A 20345-nucleotide genomic window follows, 5' to 3' on the forward strand; every position below is an offset into this window, starting at 1 on the left:
AAATGCTCATAAGAATGTTTACAGACTACCCGCGGCATGTTGCAATTGCAGACGCGATAACTCACGGTCATAAATCGCATTGTCGCGATTTGAATAAGCTTGTAAGCGACTGGTTTCGGCATCCAATACTTCGCTATTTGGTGCCAAACCAGAACGATAGCGTTCACGTGCCAGCGCCAGACTTTCATCGGCTTGCTCTACGGCTTTATTGACTAGCTGCATACGGGCATTGGCTTCTTGATGGGATAACCAGGATTGCCGCACTTGCAAAGCAATGCGCTCACGGGTGTCTTGTTCCATTTCTGACACTGCTTGTGCATTGGCGGCTAACGCCGATGCCTGCTGCCTGATCAAGCCGCCATCGAACAAATCCCACTTCATCACAACACCAACCCACCAGCCTTTATCTTCGGCCAGATATTTATTTTCTAGCTTGCTGTAACCACCACTGATACCGATTTGCGGCAAGTGACCGGCACGAACACTCGCCGCCTGACTCTTGTATGCTTCACTTTGTTTAGACAGTTCTTGCAACTCTTGGCGCTGCTCATTTGCGGATGTCAGCAAAACACCAAGATTGCTTTTATCGTCAATTGCCGTTGGATTTACGATGTCTTGCAACTGCACCACCTGCTCATAAGGGCGTCCCATCCAGCGATTGTAGGCAGCACGTGCTAATTCGAGTGCATTGCTTGCTTGCAATCCCAATTGCCGCGCATTGGCTAGCGTGACTTGGGTCGCTAACAAATCGTGTTTGGCGGCATAACCATGTTCAAACAATTCCTGTACATCCGTCTCGTGCCGTTGAACGGCGCTGATATAACTGGTGGTTACCATCACTGCGTGCTCTGCGCGCAGAACGGCAATATAAGATTGAGCAATCGCTAATTTGAGTTCGCTGCGAGTCAGATTGGCATGTGCCTCGGTTGCGTCTGCCATCGCTTTGGCTGCTGCCACACCGGAAGAAATTTTTCCGCTGGTAAAAATCGGTGCTGAGACGGTCACGCCACCGCAATACGCTGAATCCTGTGCAAATGGCAGAGCCACGCCCTTTAAAAAGGGCAAAGCCGGAATGTTCAGTTTGGCAGCTGGTTCATATTCGGTACGTAGATAACCGGTTTCTAAGGCCACTTTGGGAAAGTAATTGGCTTGTGCAGCATTAACCTGGTGCTGCGCAGATTGCTGCCTATATTGCGATGCAGCAAGCGTATGATCGCGTTGTAAAGCGACATCCCAGGCTTGTTGCAAAGACTCAGCAGACCAACTATGTGCACTCAGCATCGCAAGATTGATGTAGATCAAACTTCTTGCAAATGATCTTAATTTACCGGCTTTTAAGTTCTTTTTTGCATTCAAATTGCGCTGCACACGAGCTGAATTAACCGTAGTGACAGCCAGAATTGAACGAAATGACAGAGAGAAAACAGGAATTTGCATAGGAGTACCTAAAGATAGTCATCGTAGTGTATTGCTGTACATGCACAATCAAATTGATCCGAATCAAGTCCATCATTGATAATTTTTGCAACAATCAAGAAACTCCACTTAAGGAATCCAGATGAGCAATAACTCAGTTAGCGCATTACCGATCATCGCAAACATCAGCTCAACCAAGTCTGATGCAGAATTTTGCTCTGCGTGCGGCGAAGAACACACCATCAATCCACTCGACATGGCCTTGCAAAACCATCTCGCCAAATTGACCGGAGGCATTTCTCCGGCAAGTGTCAGTTTGGCCTGGATGGATTGGGCCATGCATCTGGCAACCTCGCCAGGCAAGCAAATGGAGTTAGTCGGTCTACTGCAAAGACAAACTGCCGAATGGCCCGGATTCTTAAGAAAAAATTTCCTGCATAATGTGTACCCCGCATCATATGAGGTAGATCCCACTGTACTGACGACTAATTCGGGGGACACACGCTTTGCTGACAAAGGCTGGGAACAGTGGCCATTTAATGTGATGAGTAAAGCATTTTTACAGGCGCAGGACTTTTGGCAGCATGCAACCTGCGGTGTGCGTGGAATGACTGAACATCACGAAGATGTGGTCAATTTCATGGCCAGACAATTGTTAGACGTCGTTTCACCGTCGAATAGCCCAGTCCTCAATCCTGAAATAATTGCAGCCAGCACTACCAGTGGCGGTAAGAATCTGACTTCGGGTCTGGTGCATTTACTGCAGGATATGGGGTTAGAAATTCCGAATACTAAACAAGATAACGAAGCAGAAGCACAACCCAGCTATCAACCCGGAAAAGACGTTGCCCTGACACCAGGTAAAGTCATCTTCCGCAATCATCTGATTGAATTAATTCAGTATGCACCGCAAACCAGCAAAGTGTTTGCCGAGCCTATCCTCATTGTTCCTTCTTGGATCATGAAATACTACATTCTGGATTTATCGCACCACAACTCTATGGTGCGCTTCCTGGTAGAACAAGGTCATACGGTATTCATGATTTCCTGGAGAAACCCGAATAAGGATGATCGCAATTTGGGAATGAATGATTATCTGGAACAAGGTTTGTATGCAGCACTAAGCGAAACGAATCGCGCCGTCAAAGGTCACGCAATTCACACAGTCGGCTACTGTCTCGGGGGTACTTTATTATCGATTGGCGCTGCAGCTCTTGCCAAAGAAAATGATATCGCCAAAACAGAGCAAGCTAAAATTACCAATATCGCCAACATCGCCAGCGTAACCCTGCTCGCTGCGCAAACCGATTTTAGCGAACCAGGTGAGCTGGGTTTATTTATCGATGAAAGTCAGCTGGCAATGCTCGATGCGCTGATGTGGAAGCAAGGCTATCTTGATGGCAAACAAATGTCTGGCTCATTTCAGTTGCTCAACTCGCGCGACCTGATATGGTCAAAAATTATGCGTGAATATCAGTTAGGCTTACGTGCTCAACCGAACGATCTGATGTCGTGGAATGCCGACACGACGCGTCTGCCATATCGCATGCATAGTGAATATCTTAAGCAGTTATTTTTACATAACGATTTAGCCCGTGGTCACTATGAAGTGCATGGTCATGCGATTGCACTTAATGATATACGCGTTCCTATGTTTGTAGTAGGCACCGTCAAAGACCACGTATCACCGTGGCGCTCGGTATATAAAATTCACGTCTTTACAGATGCACCGATCGAATTTGTACTGGCTTCCGGCGGACATAATGCAGGTATTGTTTCAGAGCCTGGACATGCCCATCGTAGCTACCAATATCTGCCACAAAACATGCGCACTAAGACCTATAGCGACCCAGATGAATGGCAATTTGAAGCGCTGAAAGAACAAGGTTCCTGGTGGACGTTCTGGCAGCAATGGTTGAAAAATCATTCCGACGAAAAACAAATCAAAGCCATACAACCATCGGCTGATACAGATTTAGGTGCAGCACCAGGCACCTATATTTTTGAAAAGTAATACGGGCAATAAGTTCATCCAATAATACAATGGGCTTTATTTGGTCATGCGCTCAATGTAGAGCGACAAACCAGATAAAGCCAGAATTCTTTGAAGTACCGACGGCAGTCGAAGCGTTTGAGTAGTTTAGCGTTCAAACGACATTTTTTTCATATCACTCTGAAAGACTTTGACATTGTTACGACCACTCGCTTTGGCACAATACATTGCCAGATCCGCGCTCTTTGCCAGGCTAATCTCATCGTGTCCATGCTCTGGATAAACCGCAACACCAATGCTGGCTGACAGTTGATGGATATCCCCCGAAACATTAAAAGCGATGCTCAACGCGTTGCATATTTTGGTCGCGACCGCTTCTGCATTTTCATGATCACCAATATCGAGCATCAATCCAATAAACTCATCGCCGCCAATACGGCCAACCGTATCAGCCTCTCTCACACATTCAAGCATTCGTTTTGCTGCTTCTTGCAAAATAGCATCACCGACTGCGTGCCCGAAACGATCGTTAATCGGTTTGAATCGATCCAGATCAATAAACATCAAAGCTAATTTAGTATGATTTCTTCTGGCAAGTGCCAGACCTTGTTCTACGCGTTCAAAAAACAATATCCTGTTCGGCAAATTGGTCAGACCATCGTGATGAGCCATATGTACCAATCGGTCGCTCGTGTGCTTACGCTCAGTGATGTCAAGCTTAACAGCGATGTAGTGGGTAAGTTTGCCATTTTCATCATTGACTGGAGAAATATGCGCCTCTTCCCAATACACCTCACCCGACTTACGGCGGTTGATTAATTCGCCTTTCCATAATTTACCTTGCGACAAATCCGCCCACATGTCTTGATACGTTTCCACTCTGGTTAAACCAGATTGCAAAATTCTGGGCGTTTTTCCATAGGCATCATCTGCCGAATATCCTGTCTCTTTTGTAAATTGAGAGTTCACATATTGAATCCGGGTGTCAGGTCCGGTAATAATCACTGAGGTCGGGCTATGCTCTATCGCCATCGAAAGTAATTTCAGTTTAAGTGCACCGGCTCTCAGTTCATCCAGACTCTGTGCGAGGCGACGATTAACACGTAAGATATAAAATGTAATTACTCCAGCAACACATGCAAACAACAATGTAACGGTGATGATGCTATAGATTAATTTAAAATTGATTGCTGGATTGGGCTCGTACAATAAATTATCCAAAGGAAAATTTTTGGGAAGCATCCCCAAATCTGCATATGTATCCGCAATGTGTCGCCAGCGTCCTGGATTCATATAGCCAGTTGCTAAGAGATCACTGCGCATCAATTCGGATATTTTATCGGCTTCAAAACGTAGAAACTCCCGCGTATTGGGCCTATTTTTATTTGGATATTTTTTCAGGATCAGATCAATGATTTCATCCTGGTGGGTAATAGCGTAATCCCAACCGCGCAGACTAGCATCTCTGAACGCTTTAACACGTTCCGGATGTTGGTTAATTTCAGCCTCAGAAGTGAACAAGTTATCGCCATAAAAATCTATTCCATCAGAGCGTGGCGTAAATGCTTGATAATCAAATTTTGCTTGATCAAGATAGTAGGGTTCACTGAATGAATAAGCGGACATGGCATCCGTTAAGCCATCAACCAAATCCTGCACATCAAAGCTATGCTTTTGTAAGCTAATGCTGTTTAAAGGGATGCCTTCGGCTTTCAGATAGGCGACAAGTTCTTCGGATTGCGGCTCTAACATCAGCCGTTTGCCTTTAAGATCGTGCACGCTTTGGGCAGGCAGGCCATTTCGAATTACGATAATCTGCGGTGAATGTTGAAAGATGACAGCTAGAACGACCGCAGGCTGACCGGCCTTTCTCTCCAAAATCAGGCTACTGGTTCCAACGCCAAAATTAGTATGACCACGCAAGACTTCATTATTGACGTCAAGGGAGGGATCAGCTTCGCGAATATCGACGTCCAGACCTGCCTGTTGGTAAAAACCTTTTTCTTTGGCGGCATAATAACCAGCAAACTGAAATTCATGGGTCCACTTGAGTTGCAAACTGACTTTTTCAAGTGCATAGACGGAAGGAGTAAAGCAGGGGCAAAGCTGTATGAGCAACAGCGAGAGACTCAATAAACATTTCAACAGTTTCATGGTCTATTCACCATTTGAATGCAACATGTAAGTTGACGGCTCACCCCGCAAATAGTAGCGCAAACAATGCTGGTCTGAGATATTTCTATTATTTAAAATAGTCAAAAATTGCGCGAATCCAGAACCAGGCAACAACAGCCACGATATGGTTTATTGTAACTGAAACGCGATAGCAATTCGCTACCTTTACGAAGTTTCACATTTGCAATCGCTTACGAATTCTGCTTAATGCTTCGGGTGTTACACCGAGGTATTGTGCAATGTCTTTCAACTGTATTCGTGAGGCAATATTTGGGTAGGATTTTAGAAATGACTTGTATCGCTCGTCAGGCGCCATCGTCAGTAACTCGCGTTCACGCAACTCTTTTCTGACGATATGCCATTCCAATAGTTGCCGTATAGCTTTTTGCCACGCAGGATGTTGATCGGTAAGCATTCTCATCGACTCAGAATCAAATTGCTCTATTTCACTATCCTCTAACGCGGTTGCAAAATAATCGGTTTTGAGACCAGCAATCAGCACATTAGGGCAAGCAAAAAAATCGCCTTCACCAATGAAAGACTTAATCCATTCCTGTCCGTTCTCACTGAGATATGTCAGTTTAACGATACCACTACGGACAACATAAATGTAGGGTTGCCATTCACCAGCCGAAAAAACATCCTGACCTTTAGCGAAGTGATGCAACTGATAAGACGCATGTAAGACATCCCAATCAGGTAAGCTCTCGCCAGCGGCACGTTCCATTAAAACACGGGTTTGCTGCATCATTTTCGGCAATTTCAATGGCAAACGTTGACATCAGTCAACAGAGGTTTAAGAGCTTGCCAAACCAGATCTGGATTCAGTTTTTGCATACAATCATGATGCGCCAAAGGACATTCGCGCTGTTTGCACGGTGAACAAGGCAAGCGCAAAGAAAACGAATGGGCAATATCAGAAAATGGTGGCGCGTGGTCAGGATCAGTAGAACCATAGATTGCCATCACAGGACGGTTCAATGCAGAAGCGATGTGCAATAATCCAGAATCATTGCTCACTACCGCAAGCGATGATGACATCAAGGCGACAGCCTGATCAAGACGAGTTTTGCCAGCCAGTTGATACACTTGCGGTGACAAAGCCTGGATTTCCTCGCACACCGATGCATCTTTGGGGGAGCCTAATAAGGCAATCTGTATTTCTGGGTGATGTTGCAAAATCGTGTTTGCTAACGCAGCGAAGTGACTCGCCGGCCAGCGTTTAGCATTCCCAAATTCGGCACCGGGCGCAAAGCAGATCAGCGGCTGGGCAGCGGATAATCCCACCTGATTCAATGCCGCATGCTTTTGTTCATCCCGCACCGACAGACATGGCTTGGGAACATGTGCTGGCATTTGCGGTGAAGGAGCACATGCCAGTGCAGCATAGAAAGGCACCATCGACCGTGATTTAGTTTTGTCGTCAAAATGCATGACGTTAATCAAACCATAGCGACTTTCGCCCTTATAACCAACCCGTTTTTTTATTCCTGCCATCCATGGCAGCAATGCGAATTTAAGGGTGTTTGGCAATATATACGCAGCCGCATACCCACGTTGACGTAGCATCCGCGCATAGCGCCAGCGTTCGCGCAATTGCAAAGCGCCATGTTTGAATGGTGTCTCAAGTATAGTGTCAACTTCTGCCATCGCTTTTAAAACAGGCGCGACTGAAGTCGGTGCCAACACGTCAATCGCGTGATCCGCATATTGCAGTTTTAAAAGTTGCAGAAGTGGCTGCGCCATCACCATATCACCAATCCAATTCGGACTAATAATCAGCAGGCGTTTTGTCTTTGCCAGCCCTGAATCGGCATGCAAACTCATCTTGGGCTACGTCCCATCAAGAAAAATTCTTCATTCGGGCGCATTGATATCACGTTCGCCATCCGATTCGACAGGCCAAAAAATGCCGTGATGGCAGCGATGTCCCAAATATCTTCATCATCAAAACCATGCTGGCGTAAGACTTCATAATCACTATCGCCAACTGTTTGCGAGTCCAGACAGACCTTGATCGCAAAATCCAACATCGCCTTTTCGCGCGGCGTAATATCGGCCTTCAAATGATTGACGGCAACCTGATCTGCGATCAAGGTATTTTTGGAATATATACGCAAAATCGCACCGTGGGCGACTACACAATACAAACAATTATTCTTTGCACTGGTCGCGGTAACAATCATTTCACGATCAGCTTTGCCCAGATTCCCAGTTTTTTTAAGCATCAACGCGTCGTGATAAGCAAAGAACGCACGAAACTCATCGGGCCGGTGTGCAAGCGCTAAAAAAACGTTAGGAACGAATCCGGCTTTTTCCTGTACGGCGAGGATTTTTTCGCGAATATCATCCGGCAAGACTGATAATTCTGGCACAGGAAAACGGGAAATTGGCATGGTCATGTTTCAATATCTCCTCATTGCTTATTTCTGATCATCTGGCCGACGTTTATTCCGCAAACTGCATACGGTATAAATTCGCATAGACACCCTCTTTTTGTAATAACTCAGCGTGGCTGCCCATCTCAACAATCTCGCCACCGACCAGCACTGCAATGCGATTTGCGCGCTCTATGGTAGACAAGCGATGTGCAATGACTAATGTAGTACGACCTTCCATCAAACCATCCAGGGCCTCTTGCACTGCACGTTCAGATTCGCTATCGAGCGCAGAGGTCGCCTCATCCAAAATCAGAATTGGGGCGTCTTTGTAAATCGCACGGGCTATGGCTAAACGCTGACGCTGACCACCTGATAAACGCATACCATTGTCGCCAATCAAAGTGTTCAACCCATCTGGCAAATCACGCACCACGTCACTCAGATGCGCTGCGCGAACCGCATCATCAATCCTTTGTTGATCAGGGGCTGAATCACCATAAGCAATATTGGCGGCAACGGTATCATCAAACAACACCACGTTCTGACTCACCATCGCAATTTGCTGACGCAAGCTAGATAATGAAATATCCTTCAATGAAAGACCGTCAAGCAAAATATCGCCCGCAACTGGCGAATAAAAGCGAGGCACAAGATTAACCAGAGAGGTTTTACCACCGCCAGACATGCCAACTAAAGCGATGGTCTCACCAGGCTGTATGCAGAGGTTGATATCCCTCAATGCCTCCTGCTCTTGTTCCGGGTAAGAAAAGCTGGTGTGTACAAATTCGAGTTGACCTTGGGCTCTGCTGGCGAGCGTTTGACCACCGTCGGTCTCAGCATCGGTGTCAATCAAAGCAAACACAGATTCCGATGCTGCCATACCGCGTTGCATAGGCCCATTCAAATCAGCGAGACGTTTTAATGGTGTCAGCAATAACATCATCAAACTGACGAATTCAACAAAGTGCCCTACTGTCGTCGCATTTTTTGTCGCTTGCGATACAGCCACCATAATCACGACTGCCACTGCAAATGCGGCGGCCAATTGCGTTGTTGGCGTCGTCGATGCAACAGCTACAGTGGTGCGCATTGCATAACCACGTAGTTTTTCATTCTTTGCCTCAAAACGATCCTGCTCGTATTTTTGTCCACCAAAAATCCGGATCACCTGACTGGCACGCGTCGCTTCTTCAATGATCTGGGTCAACTCGTTATTGACACTCAGTTGATTTTGATTCAGGCGGCGCAAGCGCTTGCTGACGCCACGCACCAGGTATGCCATCACTGGCATCAAAATCAAGGCGATGATCGTCAATTGCCAGTCGCGCCACAACAAAGCGGCCAATAAAACGAAGACGGTTAATGAATCTCGAAACAAGGTCGTCATCGATACTTTGAGCATCTCAACGATTTGCTGCGTTTCAAACATAATCGTATTGATGATGCGACCACTCGATTCAGAATGATAAAAACTGATGGGCACATTTAAAATACGATCAAATACTTTTGCCCGCAATTGGTTTTGTAACTTGGTCGAGATCCAGCTCATGATATAGCTGGTGGTAAAGGTACATAAACCTCGCATCAAAAAAATGCCGATAATTGCCACAGGTACCATCCACAAGGCGAGGTGTGTTTGTCCACCTTTAAAACCGTGATCCAAAATATATCCTAGTACTTTAGGAAACATCACTTCTGTCAAAGCAGTGCCAAGCATGGTCGCGAACGCCCACCAAATTCTGGTGCGATACGGTTGCACGTCATCCCATAAGCGACGGAATACAGCAATGGTTTCTTTATTAATTAATCTCATAGATCCAAAAGAAAAATCCTACATCTGCTGCCGTTGGTAACAGCAGAAGAACAATATGCGTCATTGTATTACGCAAAAAAAAGACCTTGCGATGAAGGGTCGCTTGCGCGACATCTGTTAGCTTGATCGACGAACGCCAGCTAACGGTATAGCGAGCAAAATCATAAAAGCCATACCAAACACGCCATCTCTTAAAATCGCATTAAACATACCACCCAGCATCATCGCAGATGTCAGCATTGCCAGTAACATGGCGCGATTACGAATCGATATCTCGGCGCTTTTTGACATACGATACGCTATACGCAATTGCATAATCCAGATGCCGATCAATGCAAACAAACCAGCGACACCTAACTCAGTGGCATACAATAAATAATCATTATGTGGCGTCGTCATAGTATTGCTGCTTAATCCTTGCGACCGTTTTTGGTAATTCGGCATCCAGGACGCGATACCATGGCCAGTCCATGGTTGTTCAGCAATCATGCCAAACGTAATTTTGTAAATTTCAAGGCGCATGCCATCGTCATCGATCTTACGGCCTTCAGAAAAATCTCTGACCTGCTGTATCGTGCAAACCGCGCGGATTTTAATAACTTCCCAGGGTGCGACATGTGCATCATTGATGCTACAAGTCGCAGGTGGCGGCAAGTTAGTTGCATATTTACAACCACCATACAACGACACCACCAGTAAGAGCGGCAAAGCCAGGCTACGCCACGACCAATTGAAATTTTGCATCAGCATCAGCCCGCACATCAAAAAAAACATCAGACTAGCGGTGCGTGTCTTGGACAACAAAATCAAAGCAGCGACGACATAGAACAGCACCGCGATACGTAGCCAGCGATGATCTTGACGTAAGCGTAGTTCATGCAGCATCCATCCGGCAGCAATCGCCAACAGCATCCCCAACAAAATGGATTTATTCCCCTGATAAAGCACATAACTGCGGAATAGAGTGTTATCTGGTAACAGATGCAAAGCATTGGCAACGAATAAAGTTGACGCCACCACCGCACTACCAAAAAATATCTTCACGGCTTTGCGCTGCCAATCACCGTAACCCAGACTCAGAAAGGGTAATAAGAGAATATAGGTCTGATAATGCGCAAAACCGGGCCAGAACTCTTGTGCAGTTTCGGGAACTTTATCTGTCGTTAGTCCAATCACCACACTCACAGTTGACAAAATCAGAATAGGCACCAGCAGTGGAGTGCTACGCACATTATCTAACTTTGTTCGCCAGTCACCAGAGATCACCAATCCTATGTAAAACAGCAGAATGCCGGCATACATAATTCCGACCGGGAAAAATAAAGTAAAAGGCAGACACATCAAAATGCGTTCAGGTAAAGCACGGCGCCAGTCAGGTACAAGAGCCGGAGAGGTGCTTTGCTTCATTGCATATGATGCCAATTCAGGGTTATTTTCCATACATTAGTTGTAATCGATAGTGACATTTTTAGGAGACAGCCATTCACCCAGATTTAAACGCAGGTTGTCATCGGGATTCACTCGCCATTGATCTGACAAATACAACTCAGCACTGGCAGTCGCATTTTTATAGTTAATCAATACCGGGCAGCCTTCAGCATTCAGATGCGGTTTCAATAGCTCTTGTAATTTTTTGGTATCGGCTTTGTCAGTCAACGTCAGTCGCAAACCTTGCGAAAACTGCACGCGGGCACGGCCAATATCCATGACTTTTTCAGCTGAGATGCGCAATCCACCAGAGAAGCGATCTTCAGATACTTTACCCAAGACGGCTAAAAATTCATCCTCTTTGAGCAAGGATTTGAATTCTTCCATCAATTCACTGTAAACCGTCACTTCAACTACGGCAGTACTGTCATCCAACGTCACTACCATCAATTTGCCACGCTGCGTCATTTGTGTGCGTACACCAGTGATAATGCCGCAGATTAAACGCAAATCACGTGAAGGTTCTACCTTTGCCAACGTGGTTTTGATGAATTGACGCACTTCTGGTGCATAAGAATCGAACAAATGACCTGACAGATAAAAACCGAGTGCCAGTTTTTCTTCCGTCAAACGCTTTTTATCCGACCAATGCGGTACGTCGATGTATTGAGGTGGCGGGATCAGATCATCATCGTCGCCAAACAAACTAACTTGATTCGCGGCTTTATCAGCTTGCTCTGCAGCTTCAATCGCCAGACTTACCGTTGCCAATAAAATCGCACGATCTTTGCCCAGACAATCCATCGCGCCAGCACGGATCAACGATTCTATGGTACGACGATTGACCTGACGTTTATCAACGCGTTTACAGAAATCAAACAAATCTTTAAACGGACCGTCGGCAACGCGTGAAGCAACGATATTTTCAATCGCATTCTGGCCTGAACCTTTAACAGCACCGAGGCCATAACGAATCTGTGTCGATTTTTTACCTGGTTCACCGACTGGCATGAATCGGTAATCGGATTGGTTAATATCTGGCGCCAGCATTTTGAGCTTGCAAATATCAAGCGCATCTTCAACCAGAATTTTGACCTTGTCCGTATCGTCCATCGCCAGCGACATATTGGCTGCCATAAACGCGGCAGGATGATGAGCTTTCAGATAGGCGGTGTGATACGACAACAAAGCATACGCGGCAGCATGAGATTTATTAAAGCCATAGCCCGCGAATTTTTCCATCAAATCGAAAATTTCATCGGCTTTTTGCTGCGACAAACCATCTTTGGCGGCACCGTCACGGAAGATCTGGCGATGCTCGGCCATTTCCTCGGCTTTCTTTTTACCCATCGCACGACGCAATAAATCGGCGCCACCCAATGAGTAGCCACCAACCACCTGCGCCATCTGCATCACCTGCTCTTGATACACCATGATGCCGTAGGTTTCAGACAAAATACCTTCAGTACGCGGATCGGGGTAATCAAACTTCTCACCGTGCTTACGCTTACAGAAATCAGGAATCAGATCCATAGGACCCGGACGATACAACGCCACCAGCGCAATAATGTCTTCAAAGCGATCGGGGCGTGCATCTTTCAGCATGCCTTGCATGCCGCGGCTTTCCAGCTGGAACACCGCAACCGTTTTGGCTTTGGTGAGCAATTCATACGATGCGCGGTCATCCAGTGGCAATTTAGCCAGATCAAAATCAGCCATTGCCGGATCCAGCATTTTAATGTAGCGCACCGCACGATCAAGAATCGTCAGTGTAGTCAAACCCAAAAAGTCGAACTTCACCAGACCGACGGCTTCGACGTCGTCTTTATCATATTGCGACACCACGCCAGAATCACCACCCTGCGTGTACAACGGGCAAAAATCGGTCAGCTTACCTGGCGCGATCAAAACACCACCGGCGTGCATACCGATGTTACGGGTAATACCTTCGACTTGCTGCGCCAGATCGAGCAGGGTTTTGACCTCTTCTTCGTTTTCCTGACGTTCAGCCAGCAACGGTTCTTCGACAATTGCCTCAGCAATCGTGACTTGCTTACCTGGTTTAAACGGAATTAGCTTCGATACGCCATCGCAAAACATGTAGCCAAAATCCAGTACCCGACCAACGTCGCGGATCGCGCCTTTAGCCGCCATGGTTCCGAAAGTCGCAATCTGCGATACCGCATCTTTACCATAACGGTCTTTCACGTATTGAATAACGCGGTCACGGCCTTCCTGGCAAAAGTCAATATCAAAGTCGGGCATGGATACCCGCTCTGGATTTAAGAAACGTTCGAACAGCAAGTTGTATTGGAGTGGATCGAGATCAGTAATCAGGAGTGAATACGCCACTAGCGAACCGGCACCTGAACCACGACCAGGCCCGACCGGCACGCCATTATTTTTCGCCCATTGAATAAAGTCTGCCACGATCAGGAAGTAACCGGGGAAACCCATTTTAATAATGGTATCAGTCTCAAACTTCAGACGGGCTTCATAACGTGCGCGTTCTTTTTCGCGCTTTTCCGGATTCGGGAATAAGTGCTCTAAACGGAATTCCAGACCACGTTTCGCTTCATAAACGAGGAAATCGTTGAGCGTCATGCCATCTGGCGTCGGGAAATCTGGTAGCTTCGGTTTACCAAGTTCCAGCGTTAAATTGCAGCGTTTAGCAATTTCAACTGAATTTTGAAGTACGCCTGGCATGTCAGCAAACAATGCCGCCATTTCTTCTTGGGTTTTAAAGCATTGCTGGTCATTAAAACGACGTACACGACGGCCGTTAGCCAGCATGTCGCCATCAGAAATACAAACTCGCGCCTCATGCGCGGTGTAATCATCCTTGCTGATAAACTGTACCGGATGCGTCGCCACCACCGGCAATTTGAGCTTATTCGCCAAGGCCACCGCAGCACGCACATGGTTTTCCATGTTGGGCTGGCCAGCACGTTGAATTTCAATATAAAAATGATCAGGGAAAATATTATCCCAGCGTTGGGCACTACGTTCTGCTAAGTCATGATTACCATTATCTATCGCCACGCCAACATCACCAAAATGTGCGCCAGATAAGGCGATCAGACCACCGCCTTCACCGTCTTCGTGGATTTTTTGCAACCATTCATAACGAATTTCAGCGCGGCCACGATGCTGGTTAGTCAACCATGCCTGTGCAAGTAACTCACACAGTTGCAGATAGCCTTTGCGATTTTTCACCAACAACATCAGACGTGAAGGCTTATCACGGTCAACATCATTGGTAATCCATGCATCACATCCGGCGATAGGTTTAATCCCTTTGCCGCGCGCCGCTTTGTAAAACTTTACCATCGCGAACAAATTCGCCAGATCGGTGATCGCCATCGCTGGCTGTTTATCCTTCACTGCCGCCTTAATCACATCGTCAATGCGCACCAATCCATCCACGATCGAATATTCCGAATGGATACGTAAATGAACAAATTGTGGGTCGCGAGGTACTGCAGGGGTAGCAGCTACTGCTTGGTCTCCTGCCGGAGAAATACTCAGTTCTGTAGTCATCCCGCTATTCTACCGTGTCAGGTCGGCGGTTTATAGACTTTACATCATACAAATTCGTGGTTCTTACTTGTGCTGATCTCTCTGCATGAAAGAACATTCACCAATTTAGTTATAAAAATTAAAACATTCAACCGCAATTAGTGGTTTTTTAATCAAATAAATTCCCAATGGGAGAAATTTTGTCGATTTTCTTTACAGACACATTTATGCTTGAAAGAAATGCAGTAAATGCAGCAAATTGGCACATTTAATCAGCGCGATCCTGGATTTTAAGGAAATAATTTTGTTGATTTCACATCACAAAAAAATGATTTATTTGTCAACATCAATGTCAGCCAGACTAAGTGTGTTTACTCTCTTGGTAGCTAGCTGCCAAGCCGTACACGCAGAGAACAAAACTGACGAATCAATTTTTCTTGACGATATTCCTGTCGTTTTAAGCGCCTCTCGTCTGACCCAACCGATCAGCGAAGCCCCAGTTGCGGTTACTGTTTTAGACCGACAAATGATCCGTGATTCTGGTGCATGGGATTTGTCCGAAGTATTCCGACTGGTACCGGGCATGTATGTTGCCTATCACGCGGATCCCAATTTTTACTCTGCTGACAGTACAGTTGCCTACCACGGCATGGTCACCAGTACGACCTCTGATCGTATGCAAGTGCTGATCGACGGCCGATCAGTTTATTCTGGCTTATTCGGTGGAGTGAACTGGAGTGATCTTCCCATTGTACTGAATGACATAGAACGGATTGAGGTGGTACGCGGACCAGATTCAGCCAGCTATGGGGCAAATTCGTATCTGGGAGTCATTAACATCATTACACGTCATCCGGCTGAGTCACAGGGCGCATCTGCATCGCTCAGTTATGGAACAAGTAGAGCCGAAGGGGTGTTTCGCTACGGCGGAAAAACCGGCGATCTGACTTTTCAGATTACTGCCAGTGAGCGTAAAGATAATGGTGAAGATGACAAAATTCACAATCCCACCTCGCAAGACGTTTTTTGGACATTAAATAAATTCGATAACAAAAACATCCAGATTTTCAATTTCAGAGCCGCCTATCAGGCGAGTGCCAATGACACCCTGGAATTACAATTTGGATATAACGGTGGTTCCAGACAAACTGGCGAATACGACAATTTTAAATCGATCACCCGTACCACAAACAATCATTTTGAGATGTTCAACTGGCGTCATGTGCTGGAAGGCGGCGGAGAATTGACCGTCAAAGCGTTTCATACTGAGGAGCGAATCAATGCGCGCTTACTTGATTCTGACGGCATGCAAAATGGTGATGCCTCATTTAAGCGCGATGATCTGGAAATTCAACATACATTTTCACCTTCTGAAACGACGCGCGTCGTCTGGGGTGGCAGCATAAGGCAAGACCTCACTTATGCACCGTATTACCTGGGGGTAGAAGATAATACCTATTTATTCGGTGACTTTAAATATCGTTTAGGAAGATTATTTAGCAACTTGGAATGGCATGTGCGTCCAGATCTGCTGTTGAACGCTGGCGCAATGCTGGAAAACAATTCTTATACCGGCACCGAGTTCACACCTCGTCTGGCACTCAACTGGCATATAACGCCACAGCACACAGTTCGGATGGGGTATTCGCGGGCAACGCGCGCGCCATCTGTGTATGAAAAAGTGTATGAAGAATATTGGCGAGCACCGGACCAATATCCGAATTTACCGGAATTAAAGCCTGAACATGTTAAATCCATTGATCTTGGTTACATAGGAAAAATCGGCAAGATGGATATAGATTTCCGTTTTTTTCATGACGACTATACCGATCTGATCGACGTCAAAAATCATAAGTCTCCACAAAGTGATAATCTGAATGCAGGCAATGCTTTAATGCGCGGTTACGAATTACAAATAAAAGCCCCTCTCTCAGAAAAAACACATGTTACCTACGGCCTATCCGGTGGCAGTGTAAAAAGCGACGATGTCAACGGAGTGATATACAGCGGATCACTTCCCTCTTACAACCACAACTTGATGCTGACCCATCAATTTAATGAAGAATGGCGTGGTAGTCTGATTGCCTATCAGATTGCTAAAACGAAACTCAATCAAACCGATTACAACCCATCCTTGGGACGTGGCTACTACATTGATGGGAATAAGCGCTTTGATGGAAAAATTTCACGCCGTTTTTTACTCGCTGGACGTCAGACCGAAGTAGCTCTGATCATCCAGAACATTGCTAACGCCCATTATTTTGAATACCGTCACGATAATGAGGTCCCAGGTCGACTGGCACGCATTAACCTCAAAACGGATTTCTGACGCATGCAATGGTTGTGCTTGAATCTCCGTAAGCCTTCATCATCTTTTAAGGTGCTGAAGAACATTGCTTTTATAATTTTGTTCGGATTTTCCGGCACAAGTTACGCCGTGGATGGCGTCACCATCTTATTGAGTGAAGAAGGCGGTGCTTACTCGGAATTTGCAATTGGTTTGAGTAACTTATTGACTCAATCGGGTGCAAACCACCCTGTCATTAAAATCTTCGACGTCAATAAATTTAGCAACGATGATTTGTCGCGCAGCGCCAACAATCAAATCTTAATTGCGGTAGGCTCATCCGCGATGCTAACAATCGCGCAAAAACCTCCAGCCATGCCCGTGCTGAATGTACTGGTACCGCAGAGTAGCTTTGTCAAGGCGATTAAACAAAATAGCCGGATTCAAGATAGCCGTAGATTTTCAGCCGTGTTTTTCGATCAATCCTGGTCAAGACAATTGGGATTAATACAGGTCAGCATGCCAAATCACCCTCGTGTAGGCATATTACTTGGTAAAGAATCGACTGAATTAATACCTCAATTACAAAATGCAGCGAAAACATTAGATATCAGCCTCAATATTGAGACCGTTTCTGAAGATGCCGAATTACTGAATGCTTTACGCAAATTACTGACGATTAGTGATGCCATGCTGGCAGTGCCTGATGCACGTATTTATAACCGAAATAATATCTCCAGCATTTTACTCACCAGTTACCGGCAACAAATTCCACTGTTTGGTTTTTCTGCACCTTATGTTAAAGCGGGTGCGCTGGCATCCATTTACAGTCTACCAAGTCAGATCAGCCAACAAGTTGCAGAGATCATCGCCAGCCTGCCTGCGAACGGCAATCTCCCAGCGCCACAGTTTCCTAAGTATTTTTCTATTACTACCAATTCACAGGTTGCCCGCTCTCTTAACATAGAAATCGCGCCAGAACCTGAATTGCAGTACAAACTTAAACATCTTACGGAGCACGCCCAATGAAACAATGGCAGCTCTCTCAACGGATACTGTTTCTGGCCCTGGCACCAGTGTGGGTCATCACGATTTTGTTGACCCTGATGGTAGTGATTGTGGGTATGACCGAAATTGACGGCGCATTAAAAGAACGTGGCGCTCTCATCGCGAGACATCTGAGTAGCGCCTGTGAATATGGCGCGTTTTCAGGTAATCGGGAGGTATTGACGGCACTGACTCAGGCGACCATGAAAGAAGAAGACGCTCAGGCGGTCATCGTCACTGATGCCCTTAACCATGTGTTGGCAGCAAGTGGCAAGCCAGAAAATATCGACGCGACCTATCCGGGAGCCGCCTTGCAAGGAAAAATCCTTAAAGGCAAACACAGCAGCTTCATTTTTGGCATGCCGATTTACCAGGGAACACTCGCCGCAGATAACTTTGATTTGATAGATCGCCCACAGAATGAGCCCACGAACAAGACCAAATTGCTCGGCTTTGTTTATCTGGAATTAAGCACGGCATCGAGCAAACAAGAAAAAACTTTGTTTGTATTTATCTGCCTGCTGATTGGCATCGCCGGAACCGCCGGAGCATCCATCCTCGCGCTGCGTATGAGCCGCGATCTGACGCGGCCATTATCACGCTTGATCGATGGTGTTCACAGCATGGCAAAAGGTGAGTTTAGCACCCGCATCAAGGCGGATTCCGGAGGTGAATTACAAGATCTCGAAGAAGGCTTTAATCTGATGGCAGCAGAAGTCCAGAACAGCCACGAAAAAATGCTTGAAGTTAACGCCAATCTGGAACACTTGGTTGCTGAGCGCACACGTGAATTAGAGTTAAAAAACCTAGATCTGGAATATCTTTCCAATACCGATAGACTTACCGGTTTATACAACCGCTTTAAGTTAGAAACCATCCTGGAAGAAGAACACCAACGCTGTCAACGCTATGGCAGTAGCTTCTCTATTGCCATTATTGATGTGGATAAATTCAAGAGTGTTAACGATACCTATGGCCACTCAGTCGGCGATCAGGTGCTGGTGAGCATAGGCATCATCTTGCAAGAAAACATCCGCAGCATCGATGCCGCTGGGCGTTGGGGCGGTGAAGAATTTCTGGTGATCTTCCGCGAGACCTCAATACAGGCTTCTATAGTCATCGCTGAAAAATTACGCGAAACCATTGCCAACCATAACTTCCATATGATAAGCACACTCACCGCCAGTTTTGGCGTGACCGAATACCGTCACCCAGACAGCATTTTAGAAATGATGATACGCGCCGATGCTGCACTCTATGAGGCAAAACACAAAGGCCGTAACCGGGTTGAATACAAAGAGCATTAAACATCTCGCGCATTTCCACACCAAATATGCTAGCGCGGTTCATGGCGACTAGTACTCGGATGGGGTGGTAGTTTTTTAGGTGGCAAAACCACGCCTTTGGCGGCGTTGATGAGATCTTCTTTCTTACCGTTCCAGACCGGAAGTTTGGCCGGAGGTAAGGGTAAGACCTTATCGAGATTGGGAAATTTCAGGTCGGGGTTATGGTAGGGCGCATCGCCTAAGACGTGATAGCGTTCAGAGCGCGCGGTATCAATGAAATTATCTGTAAGGGGATCGATGTTGTCAAAGCTAGAAGACAAGAAATTGGCGCAGTCCTCACATCCCATTTTGACGCCTTCGTGTAAAATTTTAAGTGCACGTGCATAATCCTTATCTGTATTTCCCAAATTCACCCCCAGTTCGAGGGCTGCTTCACCATAGCCTTGCGCAAAAGCACACTCCAACATTTGCAAACCGATCTTACGATTGCCCCAAAAACCTCCTTGTGGATTGTCATAAGCTGCTTTGAGGGACTTACCTAAAAACGTTTGTGCGCCTGGACTACCCTTGTCGGCTGCTAATTCCCAAAACGCATAAGCACGACTGGCATCTGCTTTGACACCCGCACCGCTTTGATGAAAGTTACCCATCATGTCAAATGCGCTTGGAATGCCAAGCTGCATACCTTTTTCTATCAACAGCACTGCCCGTTCTTGGTCATCTTCTACTTGGTATGGGGCAATGCCATCACCGCGTATCAGTAATCCTGCTAAGTTTAAAATCGCTTTCCAATGCTGTTTATCGGCTGCTTTCTGCCAGAGTTCCACGGCAAGTGGGCAGTTGCGTTGATTGGGTTGCAAATCGCGTCCTGTCACACGCATGCCTTCCTGAAACCAGGCTTCCGCCTCCGGATCAACCGGCGGGACGTGGTCGACTTCATACATGCAGCTAAATTCTTTGCGATGAGGATCAAAGGCTTTTAATTCCATATTGCGAGGTA

13 protein-coding genes are annotated in these 20345 nt (G+C 46.3%); 4 read left to right on the forward strand and 9 right to left on the reverse strand.

Annotation, left to right across the window (positions count from 1 at the left end; genetic code table 11):
- Positions 1–18: 18 nt before the first annotated feature.
- Entirely contained in the window at positions 19–1437 is a 1419-nt protein-coding gene (locus H8K32_RS16920) for a TolC family protein (RefSeq protein ID WP_186913732.1), read from the reverse strand.
- A 121-nt stretch (positions 1438–1558) separates the two neighbouring features.
- Here H8K32_RS16920 and H8K32_RS16925 point away from each other — a divergent pair, with 121 nt between their 5' ends.
- The gene (locus H8K32_RS16925; protein ID WP_186913733.1) at positions 1559–3430 is read left to right on the forward strand and encodes a PHA/PHB synthase family protein; all 1872 of its coding nucleotides are present in this window, start codon (positions 1559–1561) and stop codon (positions 3428–3430) included.
- A 126-nt stretch (positions 3431–3556) separates the two neighbouring features.
- Here H8K32_RS16925 and H8K32_RS16930 read toward each other — a convergent pair whose 3' ends face one another.
- The 7 genes from H8K32_RS16930 to dnaE all read right to left on the reverse strand — a co-directional run bounded on the left by H8K32_RS16930 (position 3557) and on the right by dnaE (position 14746).
- Positions 3557–5563 (reverse strand): diguanylate cyclase domain-containing protein, encoded by a 2007-nt coding sequence (locus H8K32_RS16930; protein WP_186913734.1) that lies wholly within the window; start codon positions 5561–5563, stop codon positions 3557–3559.
- A 196-nt stretch (positions 5564–5759) separates the two neighbouring features.
- Complete coding sequence (locus H8K32_RS16935) at positions 5760–6335, reverse strand: Crp/Fnr family transcriptional regulator (RefSeq protein ID WP_186913735.1); 576 nt, start codon at positions 6333–6335, stop codon at positions 5760–5762.
- 11 nt (positions 6336–6346) lie between these two features.
- A complete protein-coding gene (gene waaF / locus H8K32_RS16940; RefSeq protein WP_186913736.1) occupies positions 6347–7411 on the reverse strand; it encodes a lipopolysaccharide heptosyltransferase II in 1065 nt (354 codons plus the stop codon).
- A complete protein-coding gene (locus tag H8K32_RS16945; protein WP_186913737.1) occupies positions 7408–7986 on the reverse strand; it encodes a peroxidase-related enzyme in 579 nt (192 codons plus the stop codon). Before H8K32_RS16945 ends, waaF begins: the two co-directional genes overlap by 4 nt.
- A 46-nt stretch (positions 7987–8032) precedes the next feature.
- A complete protein-coding gene (gene msbA, locus H8K32_RS16950; protein WP_186913738.1) occupies positions 8033–9778 on the reverse strand; it encodes a lipid A export permease/ATP-binding protein MsbA in 1746 nt (581 codons plus the stop codon).
- A 117-nt stretch (positions 9779–9895) separates the two neighbouring features.
- The gene (locus H8K32_RS16955; RefSeq protein ID WP_222613166.1) at positions 9896–11185 is read right to left on the reverse strand and encodes an O-antigen ligase family protein; all 1290 of its coding nucleotides are present in this window, start codon (positions 11183–11185) and stop codon (positions 9896–9898) included.
- Between the two features lie 36 nt (positions 11186–11221).
- Complete coding sequence (gene dnaE / locus H8K32_RS16960; RefSeq protein WP_186913740.1) at positions 11222–14746, reverse strand: DNA polymerase III subunit alpha; 3525 nt, start codon at positions 14744–14746, stop codon at positions 11222–11224.
- Positions 14747–15092: 346 nt separating this feature from the next.
- On the opposite strand from dnaE, the gene H8K32_RS16965 reads away from it, so the two are divergent.
- The 3 genes from H8K32_RS16965 to H8K32_RS16975 all read left to right on the forward strand — a co-directional run bounded on the left by H8K32_RS16965 (position 15093) and on the right by H8K32_RS16975 (position 19366).
- Positions 15093–17054: a TonB-dependent receptor plug domain-containing protein gene (locus H8K32_RS16965; RefSeq protein ID WP_222613167.1), complete on the forward strand. Its 1962-nt coding sequence runs from the start codon at positions 15093–15095 to the stop codon at positions 17052–17054.
- A 108-nt stretch (positions 17055–17162) separates the two neighbouring features.
- Complete coding sequence (locus H8K32_RS16970; protein WP_222613168.1) at positions 17163–18041, forward strand: ABC transporter substrate-binding protein; 879 nt, start codon at positions 17163–17165, stop codon at positions 18039–18041.
- Positions 18038–19366 (forward strand): sensor domain-containing diguanylate cyclase, encoded by a 1329-nt coding sequence (locus H8K32_RS16975; protein WP_186913743.1) that lies wholly within the window; start codon positions 18038–18040, stop codon positions 19364–19366. The genes H8K32_RS16970 and H8K32_RS16975 overlap by 4 nt, the downstream gene beginning before the upstream one ends.
- A 29-nt stretch (positions 19367–19395) precedes the next feature.
- Here the strand turns inward: H8K32_RS16975 and H8K32_RS16980 are convergent.
- A partial coding sequence (locus tag H8K32_RS16980; protein WP_186913744.1) for an SEL1-like repeat protein occupies positions 19396–20345 on the reverse strand: 950 nt, incomplete at its 5' end.

The organism is Cognatundibacterium jejuense (assembly GCF_014284255.1).
Classification (GTDB): domain Bacteria; phylum Pseudomonadota; class Gammaproteobacteria; order Burkholderiales; family Burkholderiaceae_D; genus Undibacterium; species Undibacterium jejuense.